At 51.7% G+C, this 19937-nt stretch carries 20 protein-coding genes; 15 read left to right on the top strand and 5 right to left on the bottom strand.

Annotation, left to right across the window (positions count from 1 at the left end):
- Positions 1–74: 74 nt before the first annotated feature.
- The 9 genes from Dvar_RS38770 (at position 75) to Dvar_RS38730 (ending at position 9051) form a co-directional block, all read left to right on the top strand.
- Positions 75–2120, top strand: a complete 2046-nt coding sequence (locus tag Dvar_RS38770) for a sigma 54-interacting transcriptional regulator (RefSeq protein ID WP_419658821.1) — start codon at positions 75–77, stop codon at positions 2118–2120.
- Positions 2121–2156: 36 nt separating this feature from the next.
- Positions 2157–2522, top strand: a complete 366-nt coding sequence (locus tag Dvar_RS38765; RefSeq protein WP_419658820.1) for a putative quinol monooxygenase — start codon at positions 2157–2159, stop codon at positions 2520–2522.
- 565 nt (positions 2523–3087) lie between these two features.
- Positions 3088–4047 carry a cyclase family protein gene (locus Dvar_RS38760; protein ID WP_419658819.1) on the top strand — a complete coding sequence of 320 codons (960 nt, stop codon included), beginning with the start codon at positions 3088–3090 and terminating at the stop codon, positions 4045–4047.
- Between the two features lie 91 nt (positions 4048–4138).
- Entirely contained in the window at positions 4139–4912 is a 774-nt protein-coding gene (locus tag Dvar_RS38755) for an SDR family NAD(P)-dependent oxidoreductase (protein ID WP_419658818.1), read from the top strand.
- A 15-nt stretch (positions 4913–4927) separates the two neighbouring features.
- A complete protein-coding gene (locus Dvar_RS38750) occupies positions 4928–5875 on the top strand; it encodes a 3-hydroxyacyl-CoA dehydrogenase family protein (RefSeq protein WP_419658817.1) in 948 nt (315 codons plus the stop codon).
- 16 nt (positions 5876–5891) lie between these two features.
- Positions 5892–6248 (top strand): cupin domain-containing protein, encoded by a 357-nt coding sequence (locus Dvar_RS38745; RefSeq protein ID WP_419658816.1) that lies wholly within the window; start codon positions 5892–5894, stop codon positions 6246–6248.
- 107 nt (positions 6249–6355) lie between these two features.
- On the top strand, positions 6356–7351 hold the full coding sequence (locus tag Dvar_RS38740) for a CoA transferase subunit A (protein WP_419658815.1): 996 nt from the start codon (positions 6356–6358) through the stop codon (positions 7349–7351).
- Complete coding sequence (locus Dvar_RS38735; RefSeq protein ID WP_419658814.1) at positions 7348–8121, top strand: CoA-transferase subunit beta; 774 nt, start codon at positions 7348–7350, stop codon at positions 8119–8121. The genes Dvar_RS38740 and Dvar_RS38735 overlap by 4 nt, the downstream gene beginning before the upstream one ends.
- A gap of 84 nt (positions 8122–8205) precedes the next feature.
- Positions 8206–9051 (top strand): 3-keto-5-aminohexanoate cleavage protein, encoded by an 846-nt coding sequence (locus tag Dvar_RS38730; protein WP_419658813.1) that lies wholly within the window; start codon positions 8206–8208, stop codon positions 9049–9051.
- A 298-nt stretch (positions 9052–9349) separates the two neighbouring features.
- Here the strand turns inward: Dvar_RS38730 and glgC are convergent, their stop codons facing one another.
- Both glgC and glgA read right to left on the bottom strand, forming a co-directional pair.
- Positions 9350–10636 (bottom strand): glucose-1-phosphate adenylyltransferase, encoded by a 1287-nt coding sequence (gene glgC, locus Dvar_RS38725; protein WP_419658812.1) that lies wholly within the window; start codon positions 10634–10636, stop codon positions 9350–9352.
- A gap of 3 nt (positions 10637–10639) precedes the next feature.
- Positions 10640–12094, bottom strand: a complete 1455-nt coding sequence (glgA, locus tag Dvar_RS38720; RefSeq protein WP_419658811.1) for a glycogen synthase GlgA — start codon at positions 12092–12094, stop codon at positions 10640–10642.
- A gap of 459 nt (positions 12095–12553) precedes the next feature.
- Between glgA and Dvar_RS38715 the strand changes: the two genes are divergently transcribed.
- The 5 genes from Dvar_RS38715 to Dvar_RS38695 all read left to right on the top strand — a co-directional run bounded on the left by Dvar_RS38715 (position 12554) and on the right by Dvar_RS38695 (position 16161).
- Positions 12554–12790, top strand: coding sequence for a hypothetical protein (locus Dvar_RS38715; RefSeq protein ID WP_419657311.1), 237 nt, complete (start codon positions 12554–12556; stop codon positions 12788–12790).
- A gap of 121 nt (positions 12791–12911) precedes the next feature.
- Complete coding sequence (locus Dvar_RS38710; RefSeq protein ID WP_419658810.1) at positions 12912–13277, top strand: hypothetical protein; 366 nt, start codon at positions 12912–12914, stop codon at positions 13275–13277.
- 4 nt (positions 13278–13281) lie between these two features.
- Positions 13282–13857: a DNA methylase gene (locus Dvar_RS38705; RefSeq protein ID WP_419657312.1), complete on the top strand. Its 576-nt coding sequence runs from the start codon at positions 13282–13284 to the stop codon at positions 13855–13857.
- Complete coding sequence (locus tag Dvar_RS38700; RefSeq protein ID WP_419657313.1) at positions 13838–15517, top strand: integrase; 1680 nt, start codon at positions 13838–13840, stop codon at positions 15515–15517. The genes Dvar_RS38705 and Dvar_RS38700 overlap by 20 nt, the downstream gene beginning before the upstream one ends.
- Complete coding sequence (locus Dvar_RS38695; protein ID WP_419657314.1) at positions 15493–16161, top strand: AAA family ATPase; 669 nt, start codon at positions 15493–15495, stop codon at positions 16159–16161. The genes Dvar_RS38700 and Dvar_RS38695 overlap by 25 nt, the downstream gene beginning before the upstream one ends.
- Positions 16162–16504: 343 nt before the next feature.
- On the opposite strand, the gene Dvar_RS38690 is transcribed toward Dvar_RS38695, so the two are convergent.
- Complete coding sequence (locus tag Dvar_RS38690; protein WP_419658809.1) at positions 16505–17509, bottom strand: TAXI family TRAP transporter solute-binding subunit; 1005 nt, start codon at positions 17507–17509, stop codon at positions 16505–16507.
- 20 nt (positions 17510–17529) lie between these two features.
- The gene (locus Dvar_RS38685; protein WP_419658808.1) at positions 17530–18381 is read right to left on the bottom strand and encodes a hypothetical protein; all 852 of its coding nucleotides are present in this window, start codon (positions 18379–18381) and stop codon (positions 17530–17532) included.
- 390 nt (positions 18382–18771) lie between these two features.
- On the opposite strand from Dvar_RS38685, the gene Dvar_RS38680 reads away from it, so the two are divergent.
- Positions 18772–19506 carry a hypothetical protein gene (locus tag Dvar_RS38680; RefSeq protein WP_419658807.1) on the top strand — a complete coding sequence of 245 codons (735 nt, stop codon included), beginning with the start codon at positions 18772–18774 and terminating at the stop codon, positions 19504–19506.
- A 227-nt stretch (positions 19507–19733) separates the two neighbouring features.
- On the opposite strand, the gene Dvar_RS38675 is transcribed toward Dvar_RS38680, so the two are convergent.
- Positions 19734–19877: a PEP-CTERM sorting domain-containing protein gene (locus tag Dvar_RS38675; protein ID WP_419664222.1), complete on the bottom strand. Its 144-nt coding sequence runs from the start codon at positions 19875–19877 to the stop codon at positions 19734–19736.
- Positions 19878–19937 lie beyond the last annotated feature (60 nt).

Below are 19937 nucleotides of genomic sequence, written 5' to 3'. Positions count from 1 at the left end.
AAAAGGGCAGCGTACAATCCCAGCGCCTTCCGTTTAACGGAGGGGCTCCATCGCAAGGCTTGGGAGGCACCAGAATGAGAAAGAAAAGTACCCGCATCAACGCTTCATCGAATATTGATGACGCCCTGCTCGAATCCTATGACCAGGCAGACAGCCGGGAAAGCTTGTGTCGCAAGTTGGATCGAATGACCAATTTTATCGAATTTGTCGAAAATGCGCATCTGGGCGTTTACAAAACCGATCCGAAGGGGGCGTTTATCTATGCCAATAAAAAAATCGCGACTATTTTTGGATTTTCTTCACCCCAGGCGTTTATCGATGCCGTGCCGACGATCGAAATGCTGTACGCGGACATCAACGACCGCCGCAATTTGATTCAACACATTGATCAGAACGGCTTTATTGAAAATGCGGAAGTGGCCTTCAAGAAGCCCGACGGCCAGATGATATGGGTCAATATTCGTGGAAGAGAATCTGTTGATCAGAACGGGAGAAAAGCCTATGAAGGTTTCCTTTCCGATATCACCGATAGAAAAATAGCGCTCAATGCCCTGCGTGAAAGTGAAACCCGTTTCAGACAACTGGTGACCCAGGCCAGTGAGGCTTTTTTTTTACACGACTACAAAGGAAAGATTATCGACGTCAACCGTCAGGCCTGTGTGAGCCTGGGCTTCAGCCGCGAAGAACTGCTTGAACTGAATCTGACGGATATCGATATTGAAATTCGTGACAAAAAACACCGGCTGAAATACTGGAAAAAGCTGGCGCCTTACGACTATATTACCTTTGAGGGCAGACACCGGCGCAAGGATGGCGGCACGTTTCCCGTGGAGGTGCGGCTGGGCCGCGTCGATTTAGACGAAGGTCCTGTTCTGCTCTCTTTTGTCCGGGATATCAGCGAGCGGCTAAAAAAGGACGAAGAACTGCAACGTGCCTTTAACGAGATAAAAACGCTCAAGGATCAGCTGGAACAGGAAAATACCTATCTGCGGAAAAAGATCGAGCTGAATTACCGCCACGAGCAGATTATCGGGGAAAGCGACTCGATCAAACAGATCCTGAATCTGGCGGAAAAGGTGGCCCGCCAAAATACGTGCGTGCTGATTACCGGTGAAACAGGCACGGGAAAAGAGTTGCTTGCCCATGCGATCCACAACATGAGCGATCGCAACAACCGTCCGATGATCAAAGTCAACTGCGCCGCCCTTCCCGCCACACTGATCGAAAGTGAGCTTTTCGGACGGGAAAAGGGCGCGTTCACCGGCGCCTTGTCACGCCGAACCGGACGCTTTGAAGCCGCGCACAATTCGACCATTTTTCTGGATGAAATCGGCGATCTGCCCCTTGAGTTGCAGGCCAAACTGCTCAGGGTTTTGCAGGAAGGGCAGTTTGAACGGCTGGGGAGTTCACAAACCATCGATGTTGATGTTCGCGTGGTGGCCGCCACCAACCAGAATCTTAGTGAGATGATCGGTGACGGCAAGTTTCGCAAGGACCTGTATTACCGGTTGAATGTGTTCCCGCTCAATGTGCCGCCCTTAAGAAGTCGTCAAACGGATATCCCCCTTTTGGTCTGGGCCTTTGTCAGTGAATTTTCCAAAAGCATGGGCAAACAGGTCTCCCACATCTCCAAACCAACCATGGACCAGTTGGTGAGCTACCCCTGGCCGGGAAACGTGCGGGAATTGAAAAACGTGATTGAACGGGCCATGATTATCAGCAACGGCGATCGATTGGAGATTCACGGGCTGGAGTCGGGCGCAGATGATATCGGCTTGCGTGCGGATAGCGAGAAAACCAATACCAGCCCTGCAAACGACGCCTCCTGGCCTGCAAATGTGCGTGAATTGAAACGGGTGATCGAACAGGCCATGACCCTCGATAGCAACGAGCGGACAACGCCGCATGGGGCAGCGACCGCTGCCGATAAGCCGGGTGCCGATGGACCGGGTAGGATGAAGGCCACCCTGGAAGCGGTCGAAAAAAATCACATCCTGGCGGTTTTGAAGGATACGGGGTGGCGGGTGAGCGGAAAAAGCGGCGCCGCCCTGATCCTGGGGCTCAAGCCCACCACACTGGAAGCCAGGATGAAAAAGCTGGGTATTAAACGGCCTTCATGATTGTTTGACACTAACTAGTTGATGGGGAGAATACCTATGTATGTGGCCACATTGAGGTTCAGCGTTCAGCCTGAAAAAATGGCCGATACAATAACGGTTTTAACCGCCCTGTGCAGTCAGACGTCTGTTCTTGCCGGATGCCGGTTTTGCAAGGTCTACAGCAATATCAGTATGCCTGAAGGTGATGATGAAATCCTGTTGATTGAAAGATGGGACACAAAAGAGAATATGGAGAGACATATTCTTTCTCCCATTTTTCACCAGCTGATTGAAATCATGGATTTTTCCACCGCGCCCCCTGAACTGCTCTTCCAACAGGTATCAAAGACCTCCGGCGTCGACATGGTCGAAGAACTGTGCCGCAACAAACAAAAATTATATGGTGGTGAGTGCTTTGACTAGGGCATCATAAACATTCCATCCGGTATAGCCAACCTCCCGTCCCCTTCATCGACCGATCCCTTTCTTGAAAAATAATTTCTCTACCTTTTTCTGCAACCTTGGGGGCCCCGTGACCCCGTCATGAAGGCCGGCTGAATTGTGATTTCCCGAAAAATTGGGAAAATCCCAATATGCCGGGGCCGCTAAACCGTCAAATTCCCAATCGCATGTGTTAGAGGCAAAGCAGGGCCCGCGACGGGTCTTTCTGCCGGTGCTCAGCCGATGTTCAGGTTGATGGCAGAGAAATAGAAAAAGAGTTGCAATTACGGTGGGTAAGATCATGAAGGCGTCTTGCCGTGGGCAGGATAATGGCTTCCGATCAATCAGACACACCGATGAATCCGATGACTCTGTTTTTTGGCACGATATTGGAAATAGAAGAATTTCGTGATCAGCCGTTGAGAACTGCATTGTTACGGGGCAAAAGCGACCCCCGATGTTTTCAAACAGGACTGACCTTGGCGTTGGCGGGTGTCAACCCTGAGTGACCATCATTTTAATAGAAGCAAACCAGGAGGTAATTATTATGGGAAAGAAAGTATTTGTTGACTTGACGCATCCTTTTAGTGCGGAGATTCCCCGTTGGCCTTATTTCGTGAAACCGGTCATCGATTCCATGCACACCATGGCCAAGGGCGGCGTCCTTACCCAGCGCATCGATTGTGTTCAGCACACCGGCACCCATGCCGATGCGCCGCGTCATGTCATGGAACGCGAATTCGACGGTAAAAGAGCACGTTATACCCATGAAATGCCTGTCGACGCCTACACGGGCGATGCCATCTGCCTGGAGATCAATATCCACCGCTGGGGCCTGATCATGCCCGAGCATCTTGAGGATGCCTGCCAGCGGGCGAATATCGAGCCGGAAGCGCTCAAGGGTATGGTGGTCTGCCTGAACACCGGCATGCATCGCAAGTTCGACGACTCCAAGGAGTACTATCATTATTCTTGCGGTACCGGTGTCGAGGCCGGCAAGTGGTTCGTCAAGCACCACGTCAAGTGCGTGGCCATGGACATGCAGGCGCTGGATCATCCGCTGCATACGGCAATGGGGCTGAACGGCCCGCCCAAGATGAATCTGATCGGCAATTCGGGAAAGCCGATCACGGTAGAATACGCCGAGCAGTTCGGTGAAGCGGCCTATGCCGAATTCGAGAAAGACGCCTACATCAATCTGCATGGTCAAGCCGCGTATGACGCCAAATTCGGTGACCTGGAAGAGATTGGATGTGAAGGAACCTGGGAACCCTGCCACAAAGAGATGCTGGGTCACGGCATCGTCGGCGTCGAGAACCTTGGCGGAGACCTGGACAAGGTGTCCGGCAAGCGTTTCCGGTTCTACTGTTTCCCGATCCGCTGGTACATGGGTGACGGCTCCATGGTGCGCTGCGTGGCGGAGATTGACGAAGCTGACATCAACGACGTGCCGGAACGGACCTACACCTACTGCGGCACGGGGTACGGCCCGGCCTGCGAACGATAGTCTGTGATCGGCGGCCCGATTGCCGAAAGAGATGCTTGCAGGTGATGGATAAGAAGTTGAGAAATAAAAGCGTTTGAAAGGAGAACCTTAAATGACGGATGTATCTTCGATTTTCGATGTCAGCGGAAAAGTTGCCTTGATCACCGGCGCCACGGGTAGTTTTGGCCGGGCCGTTTCCCTCGGGCTTGCCAGGGCCGGCGTAAAAGTGATGGCCACCGGCAGAACGGATGAAACCTTGAAGCCCTTGGTCGAAAAGATTCAGGCAGAGGGTGGCGATGCCGCCTATAAAGCCGCCGACCCGGCGGTTTACGAGGAAGTGGTAAAGGTTGTCGACGACACGAAACTGATATTCGGCGGCATCGATATTCTTGTCACCGCTGCCGGGCTGAGCATTGTCAAGCCGATTACCGAAATGACGGAAGAAGAATTCGATCGCGTGCAGCGGGCCAATGTTCATGGCAGTTGGCATTTCTGCAAGGCGGCCGGACAGGTGATGATCGAACAGGGCCGCGGCGGCAAGGTGATCCTGCTGGGGTCGGCCCGCGGTGAACTGGGCCTGGCCAACTACTCGGCCTACAGCACCTCCAAGGGCGCGGTTCATCTCTTGGCCAAAAATTTAGGCTGTGAGTGGGGCGGGTATGGAATCAACGTCAATGTGATTGCGCCCACCGTATTCAGAAGCAATCTCACCCAGTGGATGTTCGATGACGACGCCTTTTACAAGAATTTTTTAAAGCGCATTCCCATCGGACGGTTGGGCGAGCCGGAGGATTTTATCGGCACGGTGATTTATCTGTCCTCCAAGGCTTCCGACTTTATGACCGGCGCTGTAATCGCGGTGGATGGCGGCTATACCGCCGGATAAACACAGGAGTTGGCAATGGAAAAAATTGCAGTCATCGGTGCCGGGCTCATGGGCCATGGCATTGCTCAAATCTTTGCCGGAAGCGGCCATGCGGTCACGCTGGTTGATCTGGACCAGACGGTTTTAGACCATGCGCTGGACGGCATTCGCCAGAACCTTTCGCTAATGGCGGACAACGGCATCGGTTCCAGGGACGACATCGATGTCATCCTGGACCGCATCGCCACCACTACCCGCATGGCGGAAGGCGTGGCCGGCGCCGATTTTGTCATGGAGGCGGTCGTCGAGAAACTCGAGTTGAAACAGACGCTATTCAGCAAGCTGGATGCCGTGTGTCCGTCGTCGACAATTCTGGCATCCAACACCTCGGTCATGAGCATTACCGAGATCGCGGCCAAATCCAAGGGTCAGGATCGCATCGTGGGCACCCATTTCTGGAATCCGCCTTATCTGATCCCCCTGGTGGAGGTGGTGCCGGGGGACAACACCGATTTGGAGACTGTTGAGACCACCTGGCAACTGCTCAACCGGGTTGGAAAGCATCCCGTCAAGGTGAAAAGAGATGTTCCCGGATTTGTGGCCAACCGGCTTCAGCACGCCCTGTGGCGGGAGGCCATCTCCATTGTCGAGAACGGTATTGCCGATGCCGCCACGGTGGACGAGTGCGTCAAGTTCGGATTCGGCCTGCGCCTGCCGGTGCTGGGCCCCATGGAAAATGCCGATCTGGTGGGTACGGATCTGACCCTGGCGATTCACGACTACATTCTCAGGCACATCGAAAGCGCACCGGCGCCCTCGCCGCTGTTGAAGCAGCTGGTTGCCGCCGGCGACCTGGGATTCAAGTCCGGTCGGGGCTTTCAGGCCTGGTCCGAGGATCAGGTGGCGGCCAGTCACCGCAACCTGCAGACGCATCTTATGACCATTGTCAAACAAACCACGGCCAGCGAAAAGGAACAAGCCTAACCCCAAGGAGCGACCAATGAAAGTAAAGGTAACCCGTTTTAACGAATGTAAACAGTATTTTCCGCCCAAGCACGACCAAACCGTCCACGCCATGCATCTGCAGCACAAGGATCATGGTTGCCAGGCACCCTACTGGGTGGGATCTTCGTATTATCTGCCCGGGGCCAAAGCCGAGATGAGTGCCATCGGCCTGGATAAGGTCTATGTGATGCTTGAGGGGGAACTGACGGTCGAATTCAGTGACGGCACCATCGAGACGCTGGCCAAGGGCGACTCCATCTGGATCGGCCCCGATGTCACCCGTGAAGTGCGCAACGAAACCAATGCCGTGGCCACGATGCTGCTGGTGATGCCTTATCCGCCCGAGGCATAGACCAATACAGGGCGTCATTATCCCCGGGTCGGCGCCGGTGCAGGCCTTGCGCGCCCGGCGCACTTTCCGGGGAGCGTCATCTATCATTGTAGAAGAGGGCTTTGAAAGTGAAAGTACTAGAAGAGGGAAACGGACGGCTGTTTACCTGCCCCGATCCGGATCATGCGCGGGAATACTTCCGCACCAAATCCCGACGTCAGACCAACAAGGAAATGGCGCTGAAAGATGCCATTGCCGCCCATGTACACGACGGGGACTACCTGGGAATCGGCGGCTTCGGCGCCAACCGCACCCCGATCGCCGCCTGTCATGAAATTGTCCGCCAGGGACGCAAGAACATGGGCTTTGCCGGCCATACCGCCACCCATGACATGCAGATTTTAAGTGCCGGAGAAGTATACAACCGACTGGATATCGCCTACGTTGTCGGCCTGGAGGCCAGGGGATTGTCCAAATGCTCCCGAAAATATATCGAGAGCGGAAAAGTCCAGCTGACCGAATGGACCAACTATCTGCTGGCGATCCGTCTGCAGGCGGCAGCGCGTAATGTACCTTTTCTCACGGCACGGGTTTCCATGGGCACCGACACGTTCAAATACAGTGCCGCCAAGATTGTGGCCTGTCCCTATACGGGCAAAAAAACGGTCATCGTTCCCGCGTTGTATCCGGATGTGGCCGTCATCCATGTGCATGAAGCCGATGTTTACGGCAATGCACGCTTTTCCGGTATTTCGGTTGCGGACCTTGAGCTTGCCGGCGCTTCCAAACGGGTCATCATCACGGCCGAACGATTGATCAGCAACAAGGAGATCCGCAAAAATCCTCACCAGACCCATATTCCCTACTATCTCGTGGATGCGGTCTGCCATGTGCCCTATGGCGGTTACCCGGGAACCATGCCAGGAGAGTACTTTTCCGATGAGGACCATCTGAAAGATTGGCTGGATGCGGAAAAAGACCCGGACACATTCAAGGCCTTCATCGATAGGAACATATACGGGTGCAAGGATCACCAGGCATACATCGACTGCAACGGGGGGATGGAAAAAGTCAAACAACTCCGCAAAATGGAGCTGCTATTGCACAGGGAGGGCAACGCATGACCGAGTACAATTCAATGGAACTGATGATCGCCGCGGCGTCAAGGGAACTGGAAGACGGTGTGAGTATTGCGGTGGGCACCGGCGCCCCGTGCGCTGCGGCGATGCTGGCCCAGAAGCTGTACGCCCCCAATCTGATGATTTTGTTCGAGGCCGGCGGCGTGGATCCCCGGCTTCCTGAGATGCCCATCTCCGTGGGCGACTCGCGTTCCTTTAACGAGGCCGCCATGGCGGGCAGCATGGCCAATATCATGGATGCCTGCGCCAGAGGATTTGTGGACTACACCTTTTTAGGCGGGGCGCAAATCGACATGTACGGGAACCTCAATTCCACCATCATCGGAGGGGATTACCATAACCCCAAAGTGCGGCTTCCCGGCAGCGGCGGGGCAAATGATTTCGGATCCCTGTGCTGGCGCATGATGGTGATGACGCCCCAGGACAAGCGCCGGTTTGTTGAAAATGTCGACTTTGTCACCACCCCCGGCTGGCTCAAAGGGGGCACGTCGCGGGCGGAGTCCGGGTTGCCGCTTGGTGCCGGGCCCTATAAAATCATTACCAACATGGCCATCATGGATTTTGAAGAGACATCCAAACGCATGCGGGTGATTTCCGTCAATCCCGGCTATACAATGAAGGACATTCAAGAGAACTGCGGGTTCGAACTTCTCCAGGCCGAAAAACTCGAAGAGACCAAACCGCCGACACGGGAGGAGCTGAAAATCCTGCGGGAAGAGGTCGACCCATACGGGTACGTGATCGGAAGGGCCTGATGGTAAGCAATGTCCCGTGACTGATAATGTTAGCGCCTGTTTGAGAAGTCTAAATCAGGCTCTTAGAGAAAGGATCTACCCATTATGACGACCAATCCAAAAAACAAACTCATCATCACCGTGGCCACCACCGGGGCCTGGCCGACCAAAAACGAGACGCCCTACGTGCCCCTGCAGCCCAAGGAGATCGCCGAGGAAATCTACGACTGCTGGGAGGCCGGTGCGGCCATGGCCCACATTCACGTCCGCGACGATGAGGACAAGGCATCCATGAACTTCGACAAGTTCAGGGAAACGGTCGAACGCGTCCGGGCGAGCGACTGTGACATCGCCATCAACCTGACCACCTCGGGCGGCATCGGGCTGAAGGATGAGGAGCGCATGAAACCTTTTGCGGAACTGTTGCCCGAGATGGCCTCTTACGACTGCGGTACCATGAACTGGGCCCACACCACTGTATTTGAGAACCGGCCCCAGTTTCTGGAAAATCTCGGACTGAAGATGCAGGCAGTAAACGTCAAACCGGAAATCGAGGTGTTCGATGCCGGTATGATCTACAATGCCCTGTACTATCTGAAGCGGGGAATCCTCAAAGCGCCGCTGCACTTCCAGTTCTGCCTGGGGGTTCCCGGCGGTACGGCAGCCACCGTTGAGAACCTGTTGCATCTGAAAAGTCTGATTCCGGCCGATGCTACTTGGAGTACTTTTGGTGTGGGCAAAGGGGCCGTGCCGATCATGCTGGCCGCCATCGCCCTGGGCGGCCACGTACGGGTGGGCATGGAGGATAACATTTTCCTGCGCAAGGACGTGCTGGCCCAGTCCAACGTGGAATTCATCGAGCAGGTCAAACGGATCGCCCATGAGGCCAGCCGGGAAATTGCAACGCCCGACGACGCCCGGTCGATCCTCGGTGTTGTAAAAAAGGTGTGATCAACCAGGGGCATTATTTCTTTTCTGCGCCCTTAAATAATGCCCCTTTGCCGACTTGCCTGAGCATAGCCATATTAAAAAACAACGTGGTTCTCCAGAAAGCTCAAGTTGGAGACGAAGAGCTCCCGACAAGGTTGTTTTCTAACAGTGTTAAGTTTCAAGTGTTAAGTGTTAAGTCGTGGATCGGATCTAATTTTATATAGGAATCGATAGGATTCCTTCCCTTAACACTTTCAACTTAACACTTAACACTGCCCCATAGATCAGTTAAATTCATGCTACTATGCCGGAGCAGATATCAACTGGAGCTTTCCAGATAACCGGAAAAAACAAAACCATGCGGAACGACAACGATTCCAGTTTCGGTAACCGTAAACCGTTGCCGGTCTTTGGCTAAATCGTGACCAATTTCTTCTCCAGGGGGAATGTTAACACTTTTGTCGATGATACAGTTTTTCAATCTGGCGCCGGCGCCAACCTGAACGTCATTAAATAATATGGATTTTTCTATAGTCGCTTTATCATCCACATAGATACCGGCAAACAAAATAGAATCCCTGATGTTTCCGCCGGAGATGACCACGCCGCTGGATAAAATGGAGTTGATGAAAACACCCTCGGTTCCCGATGTTCCGGGAATGGTTCTGGCCGGCGGGGTTTGGGGCTGATAGGTTCTGACGGGCCAGTTTTTCTGATAAAGATCCAGGGGCGGAACGGGCGCGAGCAGATCGATGTTTGCCTTGTAGTAGGCGTCGATGGTGCCGACATCTCTCCAGTATCGATCAGGGGTGACCCGGCCCCGTTCACCGCCGAATTGATAGGCGTACACCTTTTTACCCTGCACCAGTCGCGGCAGAACGTCTTTTCCAAAGTCGTGGCTCGACGCTTTCATCTGCTGATCGTGCATCAGGGCTTCTGTCAAAAGCTCCGTGGAAAACACATACAGGCCCATGGAGACCAGCGCTTTTTGAGGATCTGAAGGAATAGGGGTTGGCTGCTCGGGCTTCTCCTCAAAGGCGATGATCTGCTGATTTTCATTGATAACGACCACGCCAAATGCCCTGGCTTCTTCTCTGGTAACCTCCATGCAGGCGATGGTGACGTCGGCTCCCGAATCTTCATGAGCGATGAGCATTGCCTCATAGTCCATCCGATAAATGTGGTCGCCGGAAAGGATCATGGTGTACTTTGAATTGCTGCGTTCAATCAGATTCAGATTCTGAAAGATCGCATCGGCCGTGCCTTCGTACCAGTGCTCGCCCCGGTTCATCTGCGCCGGAACAGGCGTGATGTATTCTCCAAGTTCCGGATTGAAGACAGACCAGCCGTCGCGGAGGTGTTTGTTCAGGGAGTGGGACTTGTACTGCGTTAAGACCAGAACCCTGCGTAAGCCGGAGTGGAGGCAATTGGTCAGGGTGAAATCTATAATCCGGTATTTGCCTCCGAAAGGAACGGATGGTTTCGAGCGTCTTGCCGTCAGCGGGTATAACCGGGAGCCTTCGCCGCCGGCCAGGATGAATGTCAGTGTTTGATTTTGTATCATTTTGTGATTCCTATAAGATATTTGTTTTGCGGCTCCCCACAAAGCTCAAGTAAGAGACGAAAAGTTTCCTACCAACTGCTTGTAAACAGTGATGTATTTCTCAGCCGACCGGTTCCATGAGAAATCCTGGGCCATCGCCGTCACCATCATCTCTTCCCATTTTTCGGGGCGGTTTCGGTAAACATCAACGGCACGGTTTACTGCATCAAAGAAAAAATGCGCATTGAAATCAAAGAAGGTAAATCCGTTGACGCCGTCCTGGATCGTGTCGGCCAGGCCGCCGGTCTGCCGAACAATGGGCAGGGTGCCGTACTTCAGGCTGTAAATTTGATTCAATCCGCAGGGTTCAAACAAGGACGGCATGAGAAACATGTCCGCCCCGGCTTCGATTCGGTGGGCCAACGCGTTGTTGAAGCCGATGTAAACGCCAACGCGGTCCGGGTAGCTGCGACGCAGCCATTCAAAAAATTCATGGTACATCGAATCCCCGGATCCAAGCACGATCATCTGTGTGTCCAGCTGTAGAATCTGCTCCGCACAGGCTTTGATCAGATCGATCCCTTTTTGCTCGACCAAACGGCTGATCACACCGATTAAAGGGACATCGCCCTTGTCCGGCAGGCCATATTCCTCACGCAGCCGGGTTCTTATCCGGTATTTGCCCGACCGATCATCCGCTGAGTAGTGGATGCCGTATGTATCGGGATCCGTGTCTGGGCTCCAACTGCGATAATCCACACCATTGAGAATCCCGGTCAATTTTGCGCTGTTGCGCTGAAGGATATCCTGCAATCCGAATCCGAAATCGGTCTTCCGAATCTCTTGCGCGTAGGTTTTGCTGACCGTTGTGACGGCGTCGGACAGGTGAATCGCGCTTTTGGTCAGGTTGATCTGGCCGAAAAATTCAAAATCGTTGGTGTAATAGCCGCGGGGCAGGGACAGGATCGGCCAGTGGTCTTCCGGGAACCGGCCCTGATACGAGATATTATGAATCGTGTACACACATTTCGGAATCGGATGGAAAAACGCGTCCTGGCGATACCCCGCGTATATGGCTTTGAGCATCACCGGCAAAACGGCCGTCTGCCAGTCGTTGCAGTGGATCACATCAGGCAGGAAATCAAGCGCTTTACAGCACTCCAGGGCCGCTTTACAGAAAAAAACAAACCGTTCCAGGTTGTCCGGATAGTTCCAATCCCCGATAGCGTAAAAGTCTTCACGGTTGAAGAATGCCTCGTTGTCCACAAAATAAGTGGGGACGCCATTGTTCTCCGTTTGCCACAAAACCGCGCTGTGGAGTCCATTATGGGTCTGGACCGTATAAGCGGCAACCCGCTTCATGGCCGGCTTTTCTTTCAACACGCTGAGATATTTGGGCATGATCGTGCGCACATCATGCCCGGCCGCCTTTATGGCCTCGGGAAGCGACTGAGCCACATCGGCAAGGCCTCCGGTTTTGGCAAAGGGGGTAATTTCCGGAGAAACAAAAAGAATTTTCATGTTAACATTCCATCTATGGGGTTCGGCCTGAGCGATGGTGGCACTTTTATAAGGATCGTGAAGTGCCGTCTGCTAAGACAAAAATAGTGTAACGGCCTACCTCGCCTATGCGGCAAAAGTGTAACGGTTGGTTCTACTATCCCGCAGCGATACCCCGCCCCAAAAATGAATAAACGTACCCCGCCTACCCCGCTGTAAAAGCTCCCGTTGGCAATCGTCTTTTCTGCAGTTCTATTGTAAACCGTAATGGGGCATTCGTATGGTCCAGGAAAATGAAGAGAAAGCCCGGAACTATCCCTTCCGGGCTTTCAAGGTGAACTCCGTATCAAGGCCGGATGTTCAATATGTAAATTACTTTAAACTCCGGCGACGTTCAAGGCCGGATGTTAAAGTTGATCCAAATATCCTGTCGTTGGTGCAAAAACGTTTTTTGTATGTGCCGGCGCTGCTTTCGTGGGCATGCTTATTGTTGCGATGCATGCCGCATCGCCGGTCGTCTCCAGTCCCGCCGAAAAGCGCAGCGACGCTACCGTCAAACCCCAAAAGGCAAAAAGACCCACTGTTTGGCCGAAAACCGCCGGCGGCATCGGAAAATCAATCCACCTTCAAAAAATATGGATGATCATACTACTACAGGCCCTTGGCAATGGGGTACGGTCCTGTCACGGGAAGAAAATCCAGTACATTTTCGCATAGGTTCTCGATGCCGCTGCCATTTTTGCGGTCGAACAGGTGAAATTGTCAGCCATTTTCCTCGCCGTGGCTATGGGTAAGATCTTTTTCACAGAATTTTTCACGCAGATAAGGAGGCATTATCATGAAACGACGGTTTACAGGGGGAGAGCTGTTTCAACTGCGCAATCGAATCCCGGTTGACTGGCTGATCAAAGAACAGCTTCATATTCCATCTAAAGTGATCGAAGGTATTTTCCGGTTCCTATGCCCGCTGTGCAATGAATTTCAAACCGCGACCAACCCCAAGACCAATCTTGCCAGGTGCTTTCTTTGCGAGAAAAACTTCAACCCGATTGATTTGGTCATGACCGTGAAAGGTCTTGGATTCGTTGACAGCGTTAAATATTTGCATACCCTTTTGCCTGACACACCGGATACACCTACAGACCAGCGGCTAAAATTGAATCAACTGCTGGGCGATATCGGGAAACGGATGAGCATCGGGTAAACAGATGGCTGATAATCGACTCATCCAATTGGAAGATATCATCGCTGCCAATCAACACCATTTTTACCAAACCGGTAAGGCATTAAAGCAGATTCGTGACGATCGATTATTTCGCGATTTGCTGTTCGAGTCGTTTGAAGCCTATGTCAAACAACGATGGGATATGGCCCGATCCCAGGCATATCGCCTGATTAAGGCCGCAAATGTCATCGACAATTTGTCCCCAATTGGCGACGGCATCCTTCCGGAAAATGAATACCAAGCCAGGGTCTTAGCGCGTTTTACAAAAGAGGATCAACGCAATATTTGGCGTGCATTTATCGCATCCGGCATGGCGCTTACGGCCAAAAATATTCGAAAGTTGGCCTACCAAGCCTCAAAAAACAAGCCCGTCAAAAAAGCGAATGCGCCCATGGTCGATATCATCAGCGCTGACTATAAAGCGGCTGTAATGGCCATGCTGGAACAGATTCGGTCGGCGCAAAACGACGATTGGCAAACGACCTCCAGACAAACTGCTTTATTCTGGCTGAAAGTGATGAAAGAGAAAATCATACATCATGAAAGACAAAGACTTTGAACGGCTGCCCATGGACGAACGTTTTCTGATCTTGCTGCACAAAAAGATCATGGACAAGACCGGCAGCGCCAAACGCAGGGCCAAAAAATATTACATGGATCAGTACCGTAAGACCGGCGTCATTCCCAAACCACTGCTGCTTGCCAGCCAAGGCATCATGGAAGGCAGAAAGTGCAGCGGCCGCCGCCGGGTCTTAACCGAAAAAATCCAAAAACGCTTCATCGAGATGGTCAAGGCCTCCAGCGATCCATTGGACGATCGTTTTGTATTTATCACCCGCCATGGACGAACCATCAAAAATTACCACGCCTGGCTCGAACAAGAGTTCAACCGCAAAATTTCACTTGGCGCTTTAAGGCGTTTTGCCAGGCAAGCCCACCTCAAGGTCTATCTGGAAAAACCGGACTTCGAGGAAGAGGCGGATCCCGGCGTCTGCTTTCAGGACGAACCGGTTTTCGACTTGATTCAGATGGACGGGTGCAAATTTCGCTATTTAAAGATTCGCTGGGGCAAGGGCGCCTGGGCCAAGCCCCAGGTGATCGAGTTTTTTGACACCGGATCACGCTTCATGCTCGTGCTTGAAGCCTATTTTAGCGAAAGCAGTCTAAACGCGGTGGACCTGTTCGAGAAATTTTTGGTGAGCACCCCTTTCCCGCAAAAAAAGATACGGCTGAGACCGGACAATGCAAAGGGTTTTGTCAACCTGAAACGCCCCATCAACGAACTGAACATCAAGTTTTCATTGCCAGGCGGGTTTTATCTGCAACCGGACTTCTCACGCATCCATGCGCCCAAGGACAAAGCACATCTGGAGTCATCCCATCGCAGCATTCATCATTTTGAAATGCGGATCATCAAGCATTTTGAAGATCGCATCGCCAAGACGGAACCGGGCTATATCTACAGAAACGGCAAGAAGGAAAAAATCACCGTCACCTATCTTGACATCGATCTTGAAACGCTGCGCCAAAGCGACCTGCTCGAATCCTATCGCCGGCAGCACAATGAGCAAAAGCACTATTATTCTGTGAACGGTAAAACATCGGCCTGGGTGCCGAAGGAAAAATTTGACGCCGGCCTTGCCCAGTGCGAACGGTTAACGTTCGGTGCGGATGACGTACGCCATTTCGCCAAATACGGCTATGACAAGATCAAGGCCACCGTGGGAGCGAAAGGCATCATCACCTTCAATAATCAGACCTACCATGTGGCCGTTGGTGCACAACACTTCAGCCGCCACAAGAGTACCAAGGTGTATATCTCCGATCTTGGCGACAAGCTGTTCATCTTCGAGCATAAAGAAAACGGTATCTTGCTGGGTGAAGCGCTGCGACGGGAACCCTACGAAAAGCCGGTCAACCAGGCAGTTGCCGAACCCAACGCGGTCGAATTGATCAGCGCTTATCTGCAGGAGAAAAAGATGGCGGTGGATAGGCCACGATTGATTGACATCCACCTTCGGGGCTTGACCCTCGATGCCGCCAAAGCCATCTACCGACAGAATCGAAAACGATATATCGCTTACGCGATCAAACTACGCCAGCCTGACGCCATCACCGGCAAGGCGCTTTTCAATGCGTTCATTTTGGATTGCGAAAGACAATTGTCAAACAACCCTTTGGTTGAGTATGCCCCATGCAGCGAAAACAAAGTTTTATAAATGACAAGCGCCGAGTATCCTATCTGTCCGCGGTATACAACCGGATCTACCGGGGACAGAGCGTATTGATCGAGGGCGAATATGGCGTCGGGAAAACCCGTTTTCTTGAACTGCTCAAACCCAAAAAGCTTCAAGGCGTATGGGTCGAGTCGCTTTGCAATGTGCATGAAATTTTGGCTTCCATCCTTCAAGGGCTGAACTACGAAGCGGTGGCTACTTACCAACGCACCCACCACCATTTGAAACTGATCAGAAGCCTGACCGACTATTACATCGTCATCGACGAGGCCAATGACATCGGCAAAAGGGTTTGGCCTTACCTGAAGCGAATCATGGACGCGCATGTACCCATCGTTCTGGCCGGACTGCCAAAGGTGAGAACCTATTTAACCAGCCAGCATCCGGATATCCTCAGCCGATTGAAAACCTTGATTCTCTATCCCATCGTTGTCGAGGATTTCATTCTGGAATATAAAGATTTTGAATCTGAAGCCATCGAACAGATTTACGTTGCCACCAGGGGAGATATGAGAAAGTTCAAGGAGATTTGCACGGATTGCCGCGACAAAGCCAAAGAACTGGGCCATAGCTTCGTCGATTTAAATCTGGTGGTCGACTTTCTCGCCAATCTTCATCCCATGTAGGCTCCAAAAAATAATCTCTTCCTTCACTCTGCGGCATATTAGCCTTCCCCCAAAACCTATCAAACCGACATCTTACCTTTTGTTAAACGCGTTCGCGTAGCCGATTACGTAACGATGCATCGTTTTTCTAATAACCACTAACGGCGCAACGGCATAAAGTGATTTAAAATAATGAAATACGATGGAAACGTGACATTATTTTACCACGCCTAAAAAATGGTTCGGGCGCATTAAGGTACTAAAATTTTATGATTATTCCTTGTGTGAAGCCTCAAGTAACGGGAAAGATAGCGTTACACTTTTTGCGTCTTAGCAGCCGTCAACATTGAAAAAGTCGTTTGGGTCAGTCGTTGTTAAACAGGTCCTGAAGTTCATCATACAGGTCGTTGGAGGAAGGCTTCGAGGATTCAGGGTGGGAGCAGGTATCCCATTTCCAGCGCCCGACAGCGGCATTGAGATCCACGGACTGCCATTTGGGATGGCCGTTTCTCTTGAGATCGTTGATGTTTTCACGAATGGCGTTCCCTAAGATGTTTAAACTGCCGCATCGGGACCGGTAATAGGCCGTATGCCGGCTCGAAAAATCAAAGGAGATCAAAAGGGCCTTGACGGCAAGGGTGGGGACCTTTTCGGAAAGCCAGGCATAATCGCCAGGACCGATGGTCGAGGCCACATAATATTCTTCAAGAAGTTTGGGATCATTCAAGGGGACAAAATGAATCGTGCCCATAAGATCTTGGAACTTCGGATTTTTCTTGAGTTGTTCAAGTTTTGAAAACAATTTCACTGGTTTTCCGGAAACATAGATCATGGCATCGATTTTTCCTTCAAGGACGGCAATGACGGCATCGATGGGTTTCAAGTCCGTGATTTTACGGGATGGTTTGATGTCGGTCTGATGCAGCAGATTGGCCAGGGTCAGCCAGTTGCCGCTGCCCTTGGTCCCCGTGGCCACGGTTTTTCCTTCAAGATCGGAAATGCTGCGGATGGATTTGCGGGCCAGAAGATGCACTTCTTCATTGTACAGGGGGTACACCATGCGCAGGCGTCTGGCCACCTCGGGTTTGTTGGCGTACAAAATACCCAGTACATCGGATTGAACAATGCCGAAGGCTGCGTTTTCCTTACTGTTCAACCGTTTGATGTTATCCAGGCTGCCTTGGGATTCCTTGACCTCGATATTCAGGCCGTGTTTAGCGGCTGCCCTGGCGATATCTTTCCCAAACTGGATGTACGTGCCGGTTTTGGCTCCCGTGACCATGCCCACCACCTCGCCGGCCTGGGCGTTTAAGACGGTGCAGCATCCGAAAACCAAGAATACAATACTTGCATAGACGCATCTTTTCATCGGGTTTCTCCTTGTCTGAACTAATCGCCTGACAATATATCATAAAGCTCATCATGAAGGTCAATGATGCGGAATACCCCTTGTTTCAATGCCGTGTTCCCAGCCGCATCGGTGATGGTTATGGAATAGACTTGTTTACCGGTTGAAAGGACCGCGGCGGGAAAGGAAATCCGTCTCTCGAACGTGTTGCCGTTGATGGACCATCGTTTTTTTATTGAGGAGTGCTTGATGGAAAATACAAGGGTTTTGAGTGCATGGTTGTCGTTGGCCCTGATGGATAAATCGATCGTCTCGTCGGTTCGGTATGTATCTTTTACGCTTTTGATCCATCCTGTGGGAAAGGTTTTATCAACAGGTGTGGGGGGAGACCATGTCCGGTTGACATCCTCGCCCTCGAGCAGGGCCCGGCGAATTTCATCCGCCAGGCCCTCCCTGTTTTCATGTTCCAGTTTTCGAATCCGGGTGACGTGTTTTTGGGTATCAGCACTGTTTTGAGCCATCAGTTCTTTGGCTTTAATGATCTGGGCCAAGGGGGTTTTGACCAGCCTCCAGACCGAGTATGCGCCATCCGGGCGCTGTTCTTCATAGGTCATTTGGGTTTCCACCAGCAAAAGGGTGGTGTCTTTAATCTGGGCATAGTTGGAGATTTCCCACAAAGCGGCTCGGAAGGATTCCTTACGGGCCTTTTCCAGGGAGCGTTGTCCTATGGAAAGCCCCACGCCAAAAACGATGTCATCCATCCGGTAACAGGTTTTCTGCGTCCAGAAGGGTCTGTCTGCCGAGTTGGGCAGCTCGGCATGGGCCGTTGTGAATGACCATGAAACACAAAGCAAAAGCCATGCAACGATTCGATAAGGTTTGATAAAAAACATTTTAAGTCGTCACTTCCGGTGCCTGTGAGCTCTGGTCGCACCTGCGATCATGGGTTTCTCATCAGCATGGGCCGTTTTCATATTATATGGGAATGGTCAGGGTGTTGAAACATTAAAAGGTTAGCATTTGTTTTTTGTGGAATCGAGTATGCCCGCCCGGCGCTTTTGTGTCAATACATATATGAATACAGTATGTTGTGCAGAGTCAAAATCAGATCTGACAGTATTTTTGCATAGTCAAATTTTTTTTGGCCTGTTCAAAACCCTGTTCTGCTATAATGAAAAAGATTGGGAAGTCGCATCATATTTATTTCAACATCCACGATGTATTATTTTGGAAAACCACCCTATCCAATTAGTGTCACAACAATTTCAGACACACAGGTGCTGATGCGCTCTGAAGTCAAGGATGTGGTTCTGACGGTGATCAAGCTGGATTTTCCAGAGGATTATCATCGAGAACTGGCGCATTTGAAGCAGGCTGCTCTGAAGCCCAGCCTTGAGATATTGGAGACCCGCTGTTATCCCAAGCGGGTCCGGCCGGGGGATGCCTTTCGTTTTCTGGTGGATTATCGTGTCGTCGAGGATCCGCAATACGCCGGTTCACCGCTTTTATTTTCCTATTCCATTGAAAAGGAAGGGCAGGTCCTGTTCAGCTCCCGTCCCGCCAAAATTGTTGTGGCGTCCGGTGAAGACAAGCAGCGACGTGTGGACCTGCTTGCGGCGAGGGAGGAAGGCGAGTACCAGATTTTCGCTTTATTCGAATGCGGCAATATGGAGGCCAGGGATACTTTCCGTTTTATCATCGATGCCCAGGCGCCGCCGCCGGACACACGACCCGTTGAAGAGAGACTGGTGGGCCGCTATGCATCTGTCATGGGCGGTAGCGCTACAGGGACGCTGCATTTGTTTTTGGAAAACGGCAGTCTCAAGGGCCGGATTGCACTGAACGCAAAAACAGCCAAATACTGGATCTATACCATCCAGGCCATGGCGTTGAGGCAGGGTATTTTGTGGATGCGGGTGCTGATGAAAAGTCCCACATTGAATATGTACGCGATTATGGAAGATGAGGTCTCATTGAATGATGAGCTGAATTATATGCCTGTCAGAACCGTGTCCTAAGAAGGCGATGCGGTGCCTCTCGGCAGTGTGTATAACTCCACATTGATACGGCTGAATGAACAAAAATAGGGGCCGGCATTGATATATCGATTCCGTTATTTCAGAGTCGCGGAGTTTACAGAGAGAAACAATAGATTGTATGGGCTTCGCCCAAATGAAAAAAGAACCGCCCTAACATTACTACTGGTAGGGCGGTTACTTTCTAATCGGTAAAGCCTATTGACAAGCTATTGTTGCTTTTTCAAAAATCTTTTTCGCGAAACACCTGCCATGCCAACCAATCCAACGCCAAGCAAGACCATTGTTGCAGGTTCTGGAACGGGAGCGGGAGCGGGAACCTCGAAGTTCTGACCAACAGAGTTAGTACCAATAACGGTTTATGATGATATCGATAATTAATATTTGACATACTAAACTGTGTTGGAGTAGAA

This window comes from Desulfosarcina variabilis str. Montpellier (assembly GCF_048565275.1).
GTDB lineage: Bacteria > Desulfobacterota > Desulfobacteria > Desulfobacterales > Desulfosarcinaceae > Desulfosarcina > Desulfosarcina variabilis.
The sequence above is the reverse complement of the archived record's forward strand: the minus strand, read 5'-3'. Positions and strand labels throughout refer to the sequence as shown.